This window comes from Arsenophonus sp. aPb, assembly GCF_029873475.1.
GTDB lineage: Bacteria > Pseudomonadota > Gammaproteobacteria > Enterobacterales > Enterobacteriaceae > Arsenophonus.
In genome coordinates, this window is sequence record NZ_CP123499.1 from 1,594,297 (window position 1) to 1,610,895 (window position 16,599).

General features: G+C 35.8%; 14 protein-coding genes. 10 read left to right on the forward strand and 4 right to left on the reverse strand.

Going from position 1 to position 16,599, the window contains the following annotated elements; translation table 11 throughout:
* Window positions 1–355 precede the first annotated feature (355 nt).
* Window positions 356–1,588 carry an MFS transporter gene (locus tag QE177_RS07100; RefSeq protein ID WP_280552167.1) on the forward strand — a complete coding sequence of 411 codons (1,233 nt, stop codon included), beginning with the start codon at window positions 356–358 and terminating at the stop codon, window positions 1,586–1,588.
* 90 nt (window positions 1,589–1,678) lie between these two features.
* On the opposite strand, the gene QE177_RS07105 is transcribed toward QE177_RS07100, so the two are convergent.
* The gene (locus QE177_RS07105; RefSeq protein ID WP_280552168.1) at window positions 1,679–3,136 is read right to left on the reverse strand and encodes a PhoPQ-activated protein PqaA family protein; all 1,458 of its coding nucleotides are present in this window, start codon (window positions 3,134–3,136) and stop codon (window positions 1,679–1,681) included.
* A gap of 275 nt (window positions 3,137–3,411) precedes the next feature.
* Here QE177_RS07105 and tus point away from each other — a divergent pair, with 275 nt between their 5' ends.
* A complete protein-coding gene (gene tus, locus QE177_RS07110) occupies window positions 3,412–4,332 on the forward strand; it encodes a DNA replication terminus site-binding protein (RefSeq protein ID WP_280552169.1) in 921 nt (306 codons plus the stop codon).
* Between the two features lie 47 nt (window positions 4,333–4,379).
* Here the strand turns inward: tus and fumC are convergent, their stop codons facing one another.
* Window positions 4,380–5,777, reverse strand: coding sequence for a class II fumarate hydratase (gene fumC, locus QE177_RS07115; RefSeq protein ID WP_280552170.1), 1,398 nt, complete (start codon window positions 5,775–5,777; stop codon window positions 4,380–4,382).
* Window positions 5,778–5,945: 168 nt separating this feature from the next.
* Between fumC and manA the strand changes: the two genes are divergently transcribed.
* From manA to QE177_RS07130, 3 genes are all read left to right on the forward strand, one after another.
* Window positions 5,946–7,121 carry a mannose-6-phosphate isomerase gene (manA, locus tag QE177_RS07120; RefSeq protein ID WP_280552171.1) on the forward strand — a complete coding sequence of 392 codons (1,176 nt, stop codon included), beginning with the start codon at window positions 5,946–5,948 and terminating at the stop codon, window positions 7,119–7,121.
* A gap of 88 nt (window positions 7,122–7,209) precedes the next feature.
* The gene (locus QE177_RS07125; RefSeq protein WP_280552172.1) at window positions 7,210–8,802 is read left to right on the forward strand and encodes a YdgA family protein; all 1,593 of its coding nucleotides are present in this window, start codon (window positions 7,210–7,212) and stop codon (window positions 8,800–8,802) included.
* A gap of 73 nt (window positions 8,803–8,875) precedes the next feature.
* Complete coding sequence (locus tag QE177_RS07130) at window positions 8,876–9,331, forward strand: hypothetical protein (RefSeq protein ID WP_280552173.1); 456 nt, start codon at window positions 8,876–8,878, stop codon at window positions 9,329–9,331.
* Between the two features lie 6 nt (window positions 9,332–9,337).
* Here the strand turns inward: QE177_RS07130 and QE177_RS07135 are convergent, their stop codons facing one another.
* Both QE177_RS07135 and QE177_RS07140 read right to left on the reverse strand, forming a co-directional pair.
* The gene (locus QE177_RS07135; protein ID WP_280552174.1) at window positions 9,338–10,321 is read right to left on the reverse strand and encodes a bile acid:sodium symporter family protein; all 984 of its coding nucleotides are present in this window, start codon (window positions 10,319–10,321) and stop codon (window positions 9,338–9,340) included.
* A gap of 56 nt (window positions 10,322–10,377) precedes the next feature.
* Window positions 10,378–11,424, reverse strand: coding sequence for an oxidoreductase (locus tag QE177_RS07140; protein ID WP_280552175.1), 1,047 nt, complete (start codon window positions 11,422–11,424; stop codon window positions 10,378–10,380).
* 251 nt (window positions 11,425–11,675) lie between these two features.
* On the opposite strand from QE177_RS07140, the gene rsxA reads away from it, so the two are divergent.
* Genes rsxA through rsxG form a run of 5 tightly spaced genes read left to right on the forward strand, consistent with a single transcriptional unit; the run spans window position 11,676 to window position 16,596 of the window.
* The gene (gene rsxA / locus QE177_RS07145) at window positions 11,676–12,257 is read left to right on the forward strand and encodes an electron transport complex subunit RsxA (RefSeq protein ID WP_280552176.1); all 582 of its coding nucleotides are present in this window, start codon (window positions 11,676–11,678) and stop codon (window positions 12,255–12,257) included.
* Window positions 12,257–12,871: an electron transport complex subunit RsxB gene (gene rsxB, locus QE177_RS07150; protein WP_280552177.1), complete on the forward strand. Its 615-nt coding sequence runs from the start codon at window positions 12,257–12,259 to the stop codon at window positions 12,869–12,871. The genes rsxA and rsxB overlap by 1 nt, the downstream gene beginning before the upstream one ends.
* Window positions 12,864–14,846 carry an electron transport complex subunit RsxC gene (gene rsxC, locus QE177_RS07155; RefSeq protein WP_280552178.1) on the forward strand — a complete coding sequence of 661 codons (1,983 nt, stop codon included), beginning with the start codon at window positions 12,864–12,866 and terminating at the stop codon, window positions 14,844–14,846. Before rsxB ends, rsxC begins: the two co-directional genes overlap by 8 nt.
* A gap of 28 nt (window positions 14,847–14,874) precedes the next feature.
* Window positions 14,875–15,960: an electron transport complex subunit RsxD gene (rsxD, locus tag QE177_RS07160; protein WP_280548279.1), complete on the forward strand. Its 1,086-nt coding sequence runs from the start codon at window positions 14,875–14,877 to the stop codon at window positions 15,958–15,960.
* A 9-nt stretch (window positions 15,961–15,969) separates the two neighbouring features.
* On the forward strand, window positions 15,970–16,596 hold the full coding sequence (gene rsxG, locus QE177_RS07165; RefSeq protein WP_280548281.1) for an electron transport complex subunit RsxG: 627 nt from the start codon (window positions 15,970–15,972) through the stop codon (window positions 16,594–16,596).
* Window positions 16,597–16,599: the final 3 nt, after the last annotated feature.

Below are 16,599 nucleotides of genomic sequence, written 5' to 3' on the forward strand. Positions count from 1 at the left end.
ATTTGACAAAATATTTCAGTATCGCTTTGATTAATAAAAGATAATTTTTTTAATGATGAAAAAAAGATAAGTATCTGGGTATTTCATGATGATTAATTAAATTTTATTCAAACTTATTGAGTTAAGAGATTAATTTAGAATTGATAGAATAAATATGTAGAAGAGTCGATGGAAAAATAGTATTTACAAAAACTTTGTCTCTTATTTTAATTAAAATTTCATTAATTTAAACAACGCTAGCTTTTTATATTTATTTTGTTATTTTTAATAAGCTTATTAAAATTATATATTGGACAAAATATGGCATTTTATTTATTCTGGTATCAATTATTAGTGAATAATTATTAGGTATTAGATGAAAAAATCTCAACAAGACAACAAAGAGAATGACAGTTGCCGAAAAGACAATTTTCAGCATCATATAAAATATCGTGATGCTCTTTATATACGTGTTACTTTGTCATTTTTTATGGTGGGATTATCAACTTTTGCTTTACTCTATTTTGTACAACCAATACTACCCATTTTATCAAGTGAGTTTAAAATAACACCCGCCCAATCTAGCATGTCCCTTTCATTGTGTACTGGCCTACTTGCGCTTGGATTGCTTGTTACTGGTCCCCTTTCCGATGCGGTAGGCCGCAAAAATATCATGGTGCTCGCTTTACTGAGTGCGGCTATTATTACCTTTATCAGTGCCTTTATGCAAAGTTGGGATGGTATTTTATTAACCAGAGCATTGGTTGGTCTTGCTTTAAGTGGTGTTGCGGCAGTTGCTATGACTTACCTCAGTGAAGAAATTCATCCCAATTACTTAGCACTTTCTATGGGATTATATATCAGTGGTAACTCCATAGGTGGTATGAGCGGGCGCTTGATTACCGGTATTCTAACAGATCATTTTTCTTGGCGAATAGCAACAATTGTATTTAGTTTATTTACCTTTATCGCCGCCATTATTTTTTGGCGTTTATTACCGCCTTCACAACATTTTAGAGCAACGTCAGTTCGTCCACGTTTCCTATGGGTTAATTTTAGAGTTCACCTTAGAGATAAGGGGTTACCTTTTTTATTTATAATTGGTTTTATCATTATGGGAAGTTTTATAACTCTCTATAATTATATAGGTTATCGGTTATTGGAAGCTCCTTATAATTTTAGTCAGACTATGATTGGATTATTATCTTTCATCTTTTTAGCCGGTACCTACAGCGCGTCTAAAGCAGGATTTCTAGCCTTAAAATATAACTATGCAGATATTTTATTTATTGCGATTTGTTTAATGTTTATTGGTATCACAATTACTTTTTTTTCCCCCATCATAATTATTATATTAGGAATGGTGATATTGACGGTAGGATTTTTTGCTGCTCATGCTATTGTCAGTAGCTGGATTGGAAAACGTGCAAAGCGAGCTAAAGCCCAGGCATCATCATGGTATTTGTTCAGCTATTATGGTGGATCCAGTATAGCCGGCACTCTAGGCGGCATATTTTGGAGTAATTGGAAATGGAATGGAATTATTGGTTTTATTATATTTTTAACGTCACTTGGTTTAATTATTAGTATCAAATTAAGGAAAATATAAATTGAGGGTCTTAATTAAATACAAAACTTTGTGCTTTAATTAAGACTTTGATTCATTTAAATCTGTACTAATTAACTTTAATATCCATTGTTATATTCGCCCTGGCAATGTTTGGCAACTTGAGTTTTTTGCTGGCGGCGCAGTTATTGGGAATTTTTCATCCGGTGTGATGTATACTTCTGTTGTAGCGACATAACCGTCACTAAAGATAGCTTCAATATAAGTTGCTTGCCAACCCATTATTTTAGTATTCATAGCAACAGTTATATTTTCACCTTTGCCAATTTTGATTGATGATGGCAAATATCTTATACCGCATGAGTAACGAAAATCTCTTGCAACGGGATTTTTTGCCATCCAGCGGGTAATTTTGACAGGTTTTTCTGAGAAATGAACAGTAAGCTTATTTTTACTAATACAAGTGCTCAATTTTGGTAATGGTACATTTCTATTTAAGCGATTAATAAATGATATTAAAGAAGGTGCGGTAAAAGCTAATATATTAATATGATTGGTATTGGGTATGATCCTTAATGATTTGGTGCCCGGCAATTTATCGTAATAAAAACGAGAATTATCTGGGGTATAAAAGTCACCACTGCTCGCATTAATAATATATTTGGGTATGCTAAGTCGGTTTTGATGATTTGAATTAAGATATTGTAGAGGATCAACTATTTGCATTAGCTTTAAAAAATGAAATGAGCCAATCATTTGATCAATTTTTTGATTATAAAAAGGAAGAAATGCGAATGGCCAATTTTTACCATAACTCCGATATACATGTTTTAGCATTTTATTAGTATTAAGGCCATCATTAGCAATAGGAACGACGGCAGCTATATCAGAATTGGCAATAGCAGCTAACCATGCCGTACATCCTCGAGCTGATACGCCTGATACAATAAATTTATTGATATTCCATTTTTTTAATTCTTGTTTAGTAAATCGAATAGTCTGTGAAACAACGGCAGTCATAGGTATATCTAATGGTAATACTCTCCTCTCAGGATTATTCATAAATAGCGCCCAATTACGGGCAATAAGATCATATTGTTGATCATTTTCATTGAGAAATTTATTATCATCATTCGATATAACATAGCCATTGACGATATTATTAATTGAAATAACAATAGTATTAGTTTTTTTTGCTATATTGAGAAGCATTTCTTTATTGAAATCTGGCAAAAAATTCTTGTGATTATACCTTCCCCCACCATTAATTATAATAAGAGCATATTTAGGCTTTGGTATTGTGGGAATATATATATCAAGATTATGAAGCCAAGTTTGCGGAGGAACTAATTTTTCTGGTGACCATACTTGAGATACCATTTTGTATTTTATAAGTTCTACATCGTCTATTTTATCCCGACCATATATAGAATATTTTATCGGATTGGTGGCTAACAGTTGCTGATAATAGATAATAATATTTGAAAGCTGAAAAATACTTTCATGTGATGTCGAATGTTTTATATTTGAGGCATAGCTTTTAGTACAAAAACAAGTGAAAAGAGTAAAAAATAAGTTAATAAGTTTCATTAATTACCTTTTGATTAAGAGATGTACTACTTTGTTAATTTATGGTCAGTATTAAACCAAATATGTGAGCTAAGACAAATCCTACCTTTTGATTTGTTTTTTATACCTACCCTAGCCATTAGTAAATTTGCTCTGATCCCTTGAACTGCACAAGTAGAGATTTTGGTCATAATAGCTTGTTATGTAATCTGTAGAAATTTGATTATTTTCTTAGTAGGTTAGGTATTTTTTGGTTATAATAAATAGTATGTTGTAACTAAATGAAGATATTTAATATGAAATATGATGCAAGATATAAATTATCAAAATGTTTTGATTTATTGAAAGTTGAATTAGTCGATTTTTTAACCGAACTTAATAGCTTATCTTTAACCTCTGCCATTGTATTTAAATTACCTGAGACCAAGAAAGGAGATGAAAATAATGATATTAATCAAATAACAATTAGCACTTTGACAGGAGATACAGCTTTAGACTTAGCATTGACAAACTATAATAGATTATTTATTCATGATAATCCGCACCACATTAGTAATAAAACCGCAATCAGGCTACCTGGGGCGTTATGTTTTCATCTTTCAGCACAACGTTATTCAGTTATAAAACGACAATTGGAAACAATTAATAAGTTAAAAACAAAATTAAAAGATATTGTCACTTGTGAATCAGGGATAAAAAAAGAACAACGTTTTGAATTTATTCACCAACAATTGCATGGATTAATTACCCTTAATGCCTATCGTAAAATAAATTATATCGACTCACCCGATAGCATAAATTTTGGCTGGGCTAATAAAAAGATCGTTAATAAAGTGACAAAAGTGCAAATACTTGAACGACTACATAAAAACTATCGATCTGAAAAAGCAATGTCGGCATATACTAAGCAACAATGGCGTCATTTAGTTGAAAAAGAGATCCAAGACATAAATAGCATTCCTAATGATGCCATATTAAAAATACAACGCCCGGTAAAAGTTCAGCCGATTGCTAGAGTTTGGTACGCAAATGAAAAACGACAAGTGCAATATGCTTGCCCTCTTCCACTTTTATCGTTCAGTTGTGATACAAAACATGTGACAAAATTAGGTACACTTTCTGACTATGATATTAATAATATAAAAATAAAACATAAACCAAAAAATAAAAAACTAAAATTAATTATTGCTCGATTACATCTTTATCAAGAGATTTAAATAAAGAAACCGAGATAATAGCTCGGTTTTCTTTCTAAAGAATAAAACTACTTTTTCATACTACCTACCATATTTTCAGGCCGCACCCAACTATCAAACTCTTCTGCAGTTAAATAAGCAAGTTTTAATGCCGCTTGCTTAAGGGTTAATCCTTCTTTATGTGCTTTTTTGGCGATTTCAGCCGCTTTATCATAACCAATATGGGTATTTAGTGCAGTAACTAGCATTAATGATTCGTGTAATAATTTGTCTATACGCTGACGATTAGGCTCAATACCCTTAGCACAATGATCATTAAAACTCAGCATGCCATCCGCTAATAAACGCACTGATTGTAAAAAATTATCAATAATCATGGGTCGAAAGACATTAAGTTCAAAATTACCTGATGCACCACCAATATTAATAGCTACATCATTACCCATAACTTGCGCACAAAGCATAGTTAATGCTTCACACTGGGTCGGATTAACTTTTCCTGGCATTATCGAACTACCAGGCTCATTTTCAGGGATCATAATTTCCCCAATACCACAACGAGGACCTGATGCTAACCATCTTACATCATTAGCGATTTTCATTAATGAAGCTGCTAAACCTTTTAAAGCGCCATGGGCATGCACTAAAGCATCACAAGTCGCTAAAGCTTCAAATTTATTAGGCGAAGTGACAAACGGCAAACCGGATAATGTTGCAATTTTATTGGCGACTTTAACCGCATATTCAGGATGGGTGTTTAAACCTGTACCAACCGCGGTTCCACCCAAGGCTAATTCGCAAAGGTGAGGAATACTTTCTTCGATATGCCGAATATTATGAGCTAGCATGGCTGCCCAGCCCGATATTTCTTGGCCTAGAGTTAAAGGTGTTGCATCTTGAAGATGCGTGCGGCCAATTTTGACAATATCATGAAAAGCGGTAGATTTTTGCTCAAAAGTAGTTTGTAGTTCTTTTAATTTAGGTAACAGATGTTGGTATAAAGCAATAACTGCGGCCACATGCATTGCCGTTGGAAATACATCATTAGAACTCTGACTTTTATTTACGTCATCATTCGGGTGAATTAAACGTTGCTGACCCCTTTTTCCACCTAAAATTTCACTCGCTCTGTTCGCTAAGACTTCATTTATATTCATATTAGTTTGCGTACCAGAGCCAGTTTGCCAGATGGCTAATGGAAATTCAGCCATATGCTTATCCGCTAAGACTTCATCAGCAGCGGCGATAATAGCATTAGCTTTATCCTTTGCTATCAAACCTAAATCGGTATTTGCTTCAGCTGCTGCTTTTTTAGTTAATGCCAATGCATGGATCAAGGCAACTGGCATTTTTTCCACTGAGATACGGAAATGCTCCAGCGAACGTTGAGTTTGCGCGCCCCATAGCCTATCTGCTGGGACTTTAATTTCACCCATTGAGTCTTTTTCAATGCGATATTCTGACATTATTGTTATCTCCTTAGCATAAAATAATTGGATATGCATAATCCATCATTGCAGATAAACTAATTGTACTTGAAATCATGCACTATTTTTAATTTAAAATGTGAGAGATAAGCGAGTTTATTGCATTACAGTTAAAAATAAATTTTTATCAACTAAGAGCAGTATTATATGTTTAAAATGATCAATAAAATTCAATACTATGACTGGGGAAGTAAAGATGCCCTAACTAAGCTTTACCATATCAAAAATCCTCAGCATTTACCGATGGCTGAATTATGGATGGGAGCACATCCTAAGGCCAGCTCGATTGTCGAAGATATTAATAATCAGCAAAAAATATCGTTAGATAAACTAATTACAACCAATCCAACATATTACCTCGGTGAAAAAATTGCGCAAAAATTTCATCGATTACCTTTTCTATTTAAAGTACTCTGCGCAGCTCAGCCACTTTCAATCCAGGTGCATCCAGATAAAATTGCTGCCGAAGCGGGGTTTAGGCGTGAAAACGCTGCGGGGATTTCCCTTGATAGTCCAACTCGTAATTATAAAGATGACAATCATAAACCTGAATTAATTTACGCTTTAACGCCCTTCAAAGCACTAAATTCATTTCGCCCTTTAAAAGAAATCGCTAATTTATTGCTACCAATTGCAGTAGCTTCACCAATTATTCAACTATTTTTAAAAACACCAACAGAAACTCAACTAGCACAACTTTTTAGCCATTTATTAAGCCTGACAACAAGAGAAAAACAACCGCTACTTACCGCCTTAAAATCTGTTGTACAACAAAAACAAGAGGAGCCATGGCGCACAATCAAAAAAATACTGACTCTATATCCTGACGATAATGGATTATTTGTACCATTGTTACTGAATATTATTGAATTACAACCTGGTGAAGCGATGTTTCTTTATGCCAGAACGCCGCATGCCTATATTGAAGGCGTTGGATTAGAAGTGATGGCTAATTCTGACAATGTACTACGTGCGGGATTAACTAATAAGCATATTGATATTGCTGAATTACTGGCTAATATAGATTTCATTGCCAAACCCTGCAACACATTATTATTACAACCGAATATAAACAATAATGAATGTAGTTATCCCATTCCAGTCGATGATTTTGCTTTTTCTTTATATCTCATTGATAATCAATTGACTACAATAAAGAACAGTTCAGCAACAATTTTATTTTGTGTTGAAGGTAAGATATCAATCACCTCAGAAAAGCAAACTGCCGAAATTCTATCTGGTGAATCTATATTTATATCCGCATCCGAAAGACAAATTATGCTTAATGGAAAAGGTAAACTGGCCAGAGTTTTTAATTATTAGCAAAAATTAAAATACATGCAAAGCTGTATATAATATATTTTATAAATTTGATCGCTTTTATTCGCTAAAATCCTTAAGGGATGGATATATGAAGAAATCGTTAGTAGCTGTAAGTGTCATTGTAATTGTTGCCATAATTTGGACAATTGGCTCTTGGTATACTGGAAAAAAAATTGAGGGAGAATTTAATGCTTTCATTGAACGTACTAACACTACACTAAAGAATAATGCACCAGAAGCTAATATTAATGTTAAAACAGAAAATTATCAGCGTGGACTTTTCACTTCTAACGCAGATATCATTATTAATATAAAAGAGAATGAAGAAGGAAAAAATACCATTGTTAAGTTTGCCACAAAAATCTTTCATGGCCCTTTTCCTATTAGCAAAATAGTTAAACTTAATCTATTACCAAGGTTAGCCTCAGCCACTATTGAACTTGTTAAAAATGAAACCACAGAAGAACTATTCAAATATACTCAAGAGCAAGCTTTTATAACTGGTAATGTTGATGTCGGTTTTAATGAAGGCCTAGATGCAAATTTAAACTTAAGTCCACTAGACGGTAATAGTTATGGCAAAAATATAACGTTTAGCGGTGGTACAATCAGTTATGTGGGCAATACCGATCTTAAAGATATAAAAGTTTCCGTTGTTAGTGATAATTTTGTTATCGGTAATAAAGAGAAAACGGAAAACATGATCCTTAAAGGACTCAACATCCAAAGTGATTTATCTCTGACTCCGTTTAATTTCTATTCTGGCAAACAGACGCTGAATATTTCCGATATTAATTTTAACAGCGACGACATTAAATTTTCATTTAAAAACTTTGCTATTAACTTAGATTCTGTATTAAAAGGCGATAACATTGACGGTAAAATTTCTTATAGCATCAATGATTTTATCGCTAAAGAGCAAAATTTAGGTTCTGGTGAGCTTACGTTATTAATCGAAAGAATGGATGCTAAGGCTTTTGGTAATTTCTTAAAAAATTATAATGATGAAATTGCTCACAATTTAGCTAATGGTAATCCTCTTTATAATGCGGATACCATCTTCGCCCAATTATTAATAGATAACTTACCTAGCTTATTAAAGAATAGCCCGCGAATTGTCATCGAACCCTTTTATTGGAAAAATAGTGCCGGTGAGAGCAATATCAAAATAGATATAGATATGAAGCCTTGGACGTTGAATCAACTTTCTGTTTATAGCAAAAATAATCAATATGATCAGGTAATAAAAGCGCTATTTAATCATTTTAATATCAATGTTGATTTATCAAAACCAATGTTGATAGAAATGCTTAGCCAAATAGAAGTACTCAGTTCAGATGACAAAATTGCCACAGCAGAACAAAAAACATTGTTTAGCCAGAAAGCAACCGCACAAATTAGTGAATTTGAAAGTTCAGCTAAACAAAATGTCTTTATGTCACCAACTGAATATTTTCTCAGTGATGAGAAAAAAGCACAATTGAATGAAAACAGACCATTCCTGCCGTGGATGTTGGTAACAAAAGATAATATGACTATGGATATTGAATATGCTGGTGATGAACTGGAAATGAATAAGCAGAAATTTAAATTAGAACAGTTTTTAATTAATATCGGCTTAATGGACAACCCCTCCTATCAGCCATCAACCATACCGAAAACCCCACCACAATCAAATTAAAACTTAGTAAAATGACAAGAGCCAGTTAAAATACTGGCTCTTTTGCATCAATTTTAATATCCGAGGTGGTTTTATGTCGAATAAAATTAATATTATTAAAGATCGGCCTTTAATAAAAAATAGCCAGCAGCAAAATCAATTAAAAAAAAACGCTTTAATTAGTAAAATAAAAAAAATAAAAAATTGTTTTGTACTAAATAATATTCATATTTCAACAACCATTGGTTCAAGTAAAGCTAAATTTTATCATCAACTAATGTTACGTCTTAATCTTGACAGTTCAATTCAAATAAAAAATTATCATCATTATCATTTAACTTCGCGCCTTAATCTAGAATACAACTCCACGACAGAAAATGTCGCCCTACAAGGAACACCAAAAAACATACATTCAGCTGAAAGCTTGTCTTTACCTGTCTGCCCTTTTCTATTAAGTCAGAAACTTTTACAAGTTAAACAAATTCACCAAGAAGAAAAAATACAAAATGAAAGAGCTAAATTAAATGGATATATATCATCAATTAAATAATATTAATTAATCATTAACGTTAACGGCTCTCTTAGCATAGCATTGTGCTAATACCGCACACACCATTAATTGAATTTGATGAAAAATCATCACCGGTAGTAAAATAATACCAACCAGATGAGGAGGAAAGAGTATATTAGCCATTGGGACACCATTAACTAAACTCTTTTTAGAGCCACAAAAAACTATTGTGATCTCATCTGCTTTACTAAAGCCAAAATAGCGCGCAGTGAAAATATTAAATAAAACCACTATAGCCAATAGAAAACAACCAATTACCGCAATCAATAGCAACGACCAGCCATCAACTTTATACCAAATCCCTTCAATAACTGCCTCGCTAAAAGCGACATACACCACTAATAAAATAGATGAACGATCAGAAATAGTAATCAATTTTCGATAGCGATTAATCCATTTTACCATTAAAGGCCTGAACAAATGGCCTAATATAAATGGCAGCATAATTTGCAATAAAATAGCACCTATATTTGACAACAAATTAATCCGTTGATGATTATCAATATCTATCAAGATGCTCACTAATATTGGCGACAAAAACACCCCTAGTAAGCTGGAAGCAGATGCACTACAAATTGCAGCGGCAATATTTCCGCCGGCAACAGAAGTAAACGCAATTGCAGACTGTACTGTCGCCGGTAAGGCGCAAAGGTAAAGAAATCCGATATAAATAGTTGGTGAGATCCAATCAGCCACCAAAGGCTTTAATGCTAAACCAATAAGAGGAAACAAAATAAAGGTACTGGTAAAAATTAACAGATGTAATCGCCAATGACCAACACCGGCTAAAATAGCTTGGCGTGAAAGTTTTGCGCCATGGAGAAAAAAAAGTATTGCAATAGCGATGGTCGTTAAATACTGAAATACGATTTTTACTTTACCTTGACAAGGGAAAAAGGAAGCGAGCATGATGGTCATTAGCATAAACAGTAAAAAATAGTCAATTTGTAAACGACGCCACCAACTCATAATGCTTCCTTTAATATTTTAATATTTATAAATAAGAATAGACAAAATGAATGAAATTAAAGTGTCAGCTCTACTGTGTGTTGCATTTTCGCCGACTCTATCCCAGCTTCAATCAATTTCATTACCAAAATAGCCTCTTCGGCAGTAACTGGATTAGGTGCAGCGTTATTGATTGCCTCACGAATGGCACAATAATACATACCATAATTACCCTGTTCAGTTTCTAATGGCTCAACAGCCAGCTCGCCATTTTGTGACAGTGTCACACGTCCATCGCGACTATCCTTACCCCAATCTTCTGCTGTTGGTAACAGTCCTGCTTTTAAGCATTCTTCTTGTGGATCCAAACCATACTTGATATAACTTCCTTTCATGCCATGAAGTAGATAAACGGGTGACTCTGCCGCTGCGACAGTGGTTGCGTGTAAAACAACCTTGATAGTTAAATAATTTAAGCAAACATGAAAATAATCAACCGCTTCGGCATTTGGGCGAATCATCGCTATATCAGCCATAATCGATTTAGGTTTGCCAAAAAGTTGCAATACTTGATCAAGCATGTGCGGCGCCAAATCATACCATAGACCACTGCCTGCCTCTTTTGATTCTCGCCATCTTTGACGAACTTCAGGCCGATAACGATCAAAATGTGATTCGTAATATTTCAACTCACCCAATGTTTTATTTTCTAACAAAGATTTCACCGTTAAAAAACCGGAATCCCAGCGACGGTTATGATAAACAGATAGTAATTTACCTTTTGCCTGCGCTAATTGTTTTAACGTTACGGCCTCTTGAACAGTCAAGGTAAACGGTTTATCGACGATGACATGTTTTTCTGCTTCAAGCGCTTGTTTAGCCAATGGAAAATGGGTTTTATTTGGTGTTGGTATAACAATCAGATCTACTTCTGGCTGCTCTGCCAATAGTCGTTCAAGCGAAGCAAAAACAGGAACATTAGACCAATCTTTTTTTACTTTTTGTTCATCACTGCTCACAATAGCCGATAATTGAAATCCTTCTATTGTTGTAATAAAAGGAACATGAAAGGTTTTACCGGCAAAACCGTAACCAATCAAACCAACCTTAATAGGTTTATTCATAACAACCCCTTAAAACATTCATATATAAACTTAAAGCCATACATTACAGCTAGATCAAGTAATCCAAGTTACTTAGCGTACCTCTTTATTTTTTAGCTGCAATCTCTATTTTTTATTTTCTCAAAACGATTAATTCACTAAAATTGACTTTCACACAAGATCGATAACCTATATTACAATCAGTTGCTATCATAGCCGACCATTTATGTTTGCAACTTCTACTGACTAAATAAAAAAATTTAGGCGTTCAGATGACAGATTATTTTTTATTATTTATCGCCACTGTTTTGGTAAATAATTTCGTACTGGTAAAATTTCTTGGCTTATGCCCTTTTATGGGGGTCTCTAAAAAACTAGAAACCGCTATTGGTATGGGATTTGCGACAACATTTGTGATGACTTTAGCATCCATCTGCTCATGGCTTATGGATACATTTGTATTAATACCATTAGGTTTGATCTATTTACGCACATTGAGCTTTATCTTAGTTATTGCGGTTGTTGTTCAATTTACTGAGATGGTGGTACGCAAAACCAGTCCCACACTATACCGTCTTTTAGGTATTTTTTTACCGTTAATTACTACAAACTGTGCGGTTCTTGGCGTGGCATTACTAAATATCAATCAATCGCACAATTTTTTACAATCAGCCGTTTATGGTTTTGCAGCCGCAGCAGGGTTTTCTTTAGTAATGGTACTATTTTCTGCCATCCGTGAACGTATCGCGGTGGCAAATGTCCCAGCCCCCTTTCGTGGCTCATCTATTGGCCTCATTACTGCCGGCTTAATGTCTTTAGCGTTTATGGGATTTAGTGGTTTGGTAAAATTCTAATGAGTACTTTATTAATTGCAATCGGTATTATTGCCGGATTTGGCTTTATCTTTGGCCTTATTTTAGGATTTGCCGCTCTTCGTTTTAAAGTAGAAGATGATCCAATAGTGGAAAAAATTGATCATATTTTACCTCAAAGCCAGTGTGGCCAATGTGGCTATCCTGGCTGCCGCCCATATGCTGAAGCAATAGCCAATAATGGTGAAACCATAAATAAATGCGCGCCCGGCGGCGAACAAGCAATGTTAAAAATTGCCGAATTACTTAATGTGGAACCTCAAGCGCTTGATGAAGATAAATTAACACCAGAACGAAAAGTGGCTTTTATTGATGAAGCTAACTGTATTGGCTGCACTAAATGTATTCAGGCTTGCCCCGTCGATGCGATTGTTGGAACAACGCGCGCTTTACATACGGTGGTAGAAGATCTCTGCACCGGTTGTGATCTTTGTGTTGCGCCCTGCCCAACAGACTGTATTACTATGCTCCCGATAAAAACCACGATCAAAAACTGGAAATGGGATCTCACTACTATTCCAGTAAAAAATATTACTACCCCATCGAACTCAAGGCCAACTGTTGCATTTGCTAGTAAGGAGCGAGCAAATGTTTAACTTTTTCCAAAAACTTACTTCAAATAAAGAAAAAATTTGGTCTTTTTCAGGTGGCATACATCCGCCTGAAATGAAAACTCAATCAAATCAAGTTCCGTTACTTACACTACCCTTAGCTGATGAATTGATTATTCCTATCCAACAACATATAGGCTCAGCCGGCGATATCATTGTTAAAAGCGGTGACTATGTATTAAAAGGACAAGCACTGACTAAAGGTTGTGATCGTAGGATCCCGGTCCATGCTACTACCTCAGGGACTATCACTGCCATTGAGCCACATATAACAGCACATCCTTCTGGCCTAAAAACACTTTCTATCCGGCTACAACCAGATAGTAAAGATCAATGGTGTGAGCGTAAACCTTTAGCCAACTACTTACAACATTCTGCTAAAGTCTTATTGTCACATATCGAACAAGCTGGCATAGCGGGATTAGGCGGCGCAGGCTTTCCTACTGCAACAAAGTTGAAAAATGGCAATAAATTAATTAACACCTTGATCATTAACGCAGCAGAATGCGAACCCTATATAACCGCCGATGATCGATTAATGCAGGAGCATGCGGATGAAATCATCGAAGGTGTACTGATATTGATACATATACTAAAACCGAAAGAAGTCTTAATTGGGATTGAAGATAATAAGCCCGCGGCAATAGCTGCCTTAAAAGAAGCACTTTTATGCCAACAAGCTATCATTAAATTAAGAGTGATCCCAACCAAGTATCCTTCAGGCGGAGCTAAGCAATTAACTAAGATATTAACCGGTAAGGAAATACCGCACGGTGTTCACTCTTCTTTCATTGGTATATTGATGCAAAATGTTGGCACTGTGTTTGCCATTAAACGAGCGATTATCGATGGTGAACCGTTAATTGAACGGGTGGTAACATTAACTGGCACTGCAATACAAAATCCAGGCAATTATTGGGTTCGTTTGGGCACCCCTGTTAATTTCCTATTACAACAAGTTGGTATGGTGCCACAATCAGAACAGATGGTTATTATGGGAGGGCCATTAATGGGATTTACGTTGCCTGATTTAACCACACCTATTGTTAAAATTAGCAACTGTATTCTTGTTCCAACTTTGGCAGAAATAGGTAAACCTGCCATTGAAGAAGCTTGTATTCGCTGTGGTCTTTGCACTCAAGCTTGCCCTGCCAATTTATTACCGCAACAACTTTATTGGTTTAGTCGAGGCCAGGAGCATGAAAAAGCGGAAAAATATAATTTATCCGACTGTATAGAATGCGGTGCCTGTGCTTATGTTTGCCCAAGTAATATTCCTCTCGTCCAATACTATCGACAAGAAAAAGCAGAAATTAAAGCCATTGCCCGAGAAAAACAACGTGCCTCTGATGCCAAAAAACGGTTTGAAGCTAAAAAAGCCAGGCTTGAACGAGAAAAAATTCTACGTCAACAACGCCATAACCAAGCTGCCGTTAAGATCGAAACGAAAGATAAAGCAGCAATTAACGCCGCTTTGCTGCGAATTAATGCGCAGCAAAAACAGACTGACAATAGTAATGTTGAGTCATTGAACAACCAGGCTGCTATTGAAGCTCGCCATGCCAGAAAAGCTCAATTGCGTGTTATTCAAGCAGCCAAAAAAGCAGCAGAAAGTCAATCTACTGTAGCCATAGAAGCAACGGCAGAACAGCAATCAACTGATCCACGCAAAGCTGCTGTTGCCGCAGCGATTGCTCGTGTTAAAGCCAAAAAAGCAGCAGAAAGTCAATCTACTGTAGCCATAGAAGCAACGGCAGAACAGCAATCAACTTATCCACGCAAAGCTGCTGTTGCCGCAGCGATTGCACGTGTTAAAGCCAAAAAAGCAGCAGAAAATCAATCTACCGTAGCCATAGAAGCAATGGCAGAACCGCAATCAACTGATCCACGCAAAGCTGCTGTTGCCGCAGCGATTGCACGTGTTAAAGCAAAACGTGATGCGCAGAGTAAAACTCGCTAATATATTTAAACAACAAATGAGCTGAAAAATGAAATTCAGACCAATACCTACTGATCGTCGGATGAACCGGTTAAAAATGGCCAGTTCGCCCTTTACACATGAAAAACAAACTACTAGTAAACTCATGTTGTGGGTGGTTATTGCTGCCATTCCCGGTATTGCCTGCCAAATTTACTTTTTTGGTAGCGGGACAATTTACCAAATTTTACTCGCTGTCATAACGGCTTTTATTACTGAGGCTGGCGCTTTACAGCTACGAAAATTACCGGTTATACCCCATTTAAAAGACAATTCCGCCTTGGTAACAGCTTTACTATTAGCCATTAGTATCCCGCCTTTATCACCCTGGTGGCTAGTCGTTTTAGGTACTGCTTTTGCCATATTAATTGCTAAGCATATCTATGGCGGATTAGGCCAAAATCCGTTTAATCCAGCTATGGTAGGTTATGTTGTATTGCTGATCTCATTTCCAGTCCAAATGACTAGTTGGCTACCGCCGATAGAACTTCAATCTGTTCATGCCAATGCGTTAGCTAGTTTGCAAGTGATTTTTACCGGCCATACCTCGACAGGAGCCACATTAAACCAATTGACGCTAGGTTTTGATGGTATAAGTCAAGCGACACCACTAGATAGTTTCAAAACGGGTTTATTGACGCACTCGATTAGTCAAATACTGCAACAACCTATTTTACAAGGTTCATTAGCTGGTATTGGTTGGCAATGGGTTAATATTGCCTATTTGTTTGGTGGTATTATCCTACTTAGTCGCCGAATAATTAGCTGGCAAATTCCTCTGGCATTTTTAGCCACGCTATTATTCTGCTCGTTACTAAGTTGGTTGATTATGCCATCACAATACGCTTCCCCGATGCTCCATCTATTTTCAGGGGCAACCATGCTCGGCGCTTTTTTTATTGCTACCGATCCCGTTACAGCGGCAACCACACCGCGTGGCCGTATCATTTATGGTGCAATGATAGGATTACTAATTTGGATCATTCGCGTTTATGGTGGTTATCCTGATGCAGTTGCTTTTGCGGTATTACTGGCCAATATTGCGGTACCACTGATTGATCACTATAGCCAACCTCGTGTCTATGGCCATAAATAAGGAACGGTTATGTTAAAATCGATTAGACATCATGGCTTAATATTGGCTGTTTTTGCTGCGGCTACCACCGGACTGGCAGCAACGGTTTATACTATTACCAAAAGTACCATCGACAACCAGGCCCTAATCCAACAACAAAAACTTTTTGATCAAATTATTTCCCCTAACTTATATGACAATAATTTAACCAAAGAGTGTTATTTAGTCAGTAAAAATGAAGCATTAGGTAGCTCACTGCCTCATCATCTCTACATTGCCAGAAAAGCGGGAAAACCGATTGCGGCCATCATAGAGAGTATTGCACCTGATGGTTACTCAGGGGCAATAAAATTACTGGTCGCAGCTGATTTTCATGGTAAAGTACTCGGTGTCCGTGTAACTGAACATCATGAAACACCAGGGTTAGGTGATAAAATTGATATTCGTATTTCAAATTGGATCAATCATTTTTCAGGTAAAAAAATTGACTTAGAACATAGTTCACATTGGGCAGTAAAAAAAGATGGCGGTGATTTTGACCAATTTACTGGTGCCACTATTACGCCAAGAGCCGTTATTAATGCCACTAAGCGTACTGCCATGTTTATACAATCAGTGCCACAAAAATTACCAACTTATCCAACATGCTCAAATTAATTA

Bases quoted from the DNA above. Each gene is read 5' to 3' on its own strand.
- QE177_RS07100 (WP_280552167.1), top strand. From the start codon at position 356: ATGAAAAAATCTCAACAAGACAACAAAGAGAATGACAGTTGCCGAAAA.
- QE177_RS07105 (WP_280552168.1), bottom strand. From the start codon at position 3,136: ATGAAACTTATTAACTTATTTTTTACTCTTTTCACTTGTTTTTGTACT.
- tus (WP_280552169.1), top strand. From the start codon at position 3,412: ATGAAATATGATGCAAGATATAAATTATCAAAATGTTTTGATTTATTG.
- fumC (WP_280552170.1), bottom strand. From the start codon at position 5,777: ATGTCAGAATATCGCATTGAAAAAGACTCAATGGGTGAAATTAAAGTC.
- manA (WP_280552171.1), top strand. From the start codon at position 5,946: ATGTTTAAAATGATCAATAAAATTCAATACTATGACTGGGGAAGTAAA.
- QE177_RS07125 (WP_280552172.1), top strand. From the start codon at position 7,210: ATGAAGAAATCGTTAGTAGCTGTAAGTGTCATTGTAATTGTTGCCATA.
- QE177_RS07130 (WP_280552173.1), top strand. From the start codon at position 8,876: ATGTCGAATAAAATTAATATTATTAAAGATCGGCCTTTAATAAAAAAT.
- QE177_RS07135 (WP_280552174.1), bottom strand. From the start codon at position 10,321: ATGAGTTGGTGGCGTCGTTTACAAATTGACTATTTTTTACTGTTTATG.
- QE177_RS07140 (WP_280552175.1), bottom strand. From the start codon at position 11,424: ATGAATAAACCTATTAAGGTTGGTTTGATTGGTTACGGTTTTGCCGGT.
- rsxA (WP_280552176.1), top strand. From the start codon at position 11,676: ATGACAGATTATTTTTTATTATTTATCGCCACTGTTTTGGTAAATAAT.
- rsxB (WP_280552177.1), top strand. From the start codon at position 12,257: ATGAGTACTTTATTAATTGCAATCGGTATTATTGCCGGATTTGGCTTT.
- rsxC (WP_280552178.1), top strand. From the start codon at position 12,864: ATGTTTAACTTTTTCCAAAAACTTACTTCAAATAAAGAAAAAATTTGG.
- rsxD (WP_280548279.1), top strand. From the start codon at position 14,875: ATGAAATTCAGACCAATACCTACTGATCGTCGGATGAACCGGTTAAAA.
- rsxG (WP_280548281.1), top strand. From the start codon at position 15,970: ATGTTAAAATCGATTAGACATCATGGCTTAATATTGGCTGTTTTTGCT.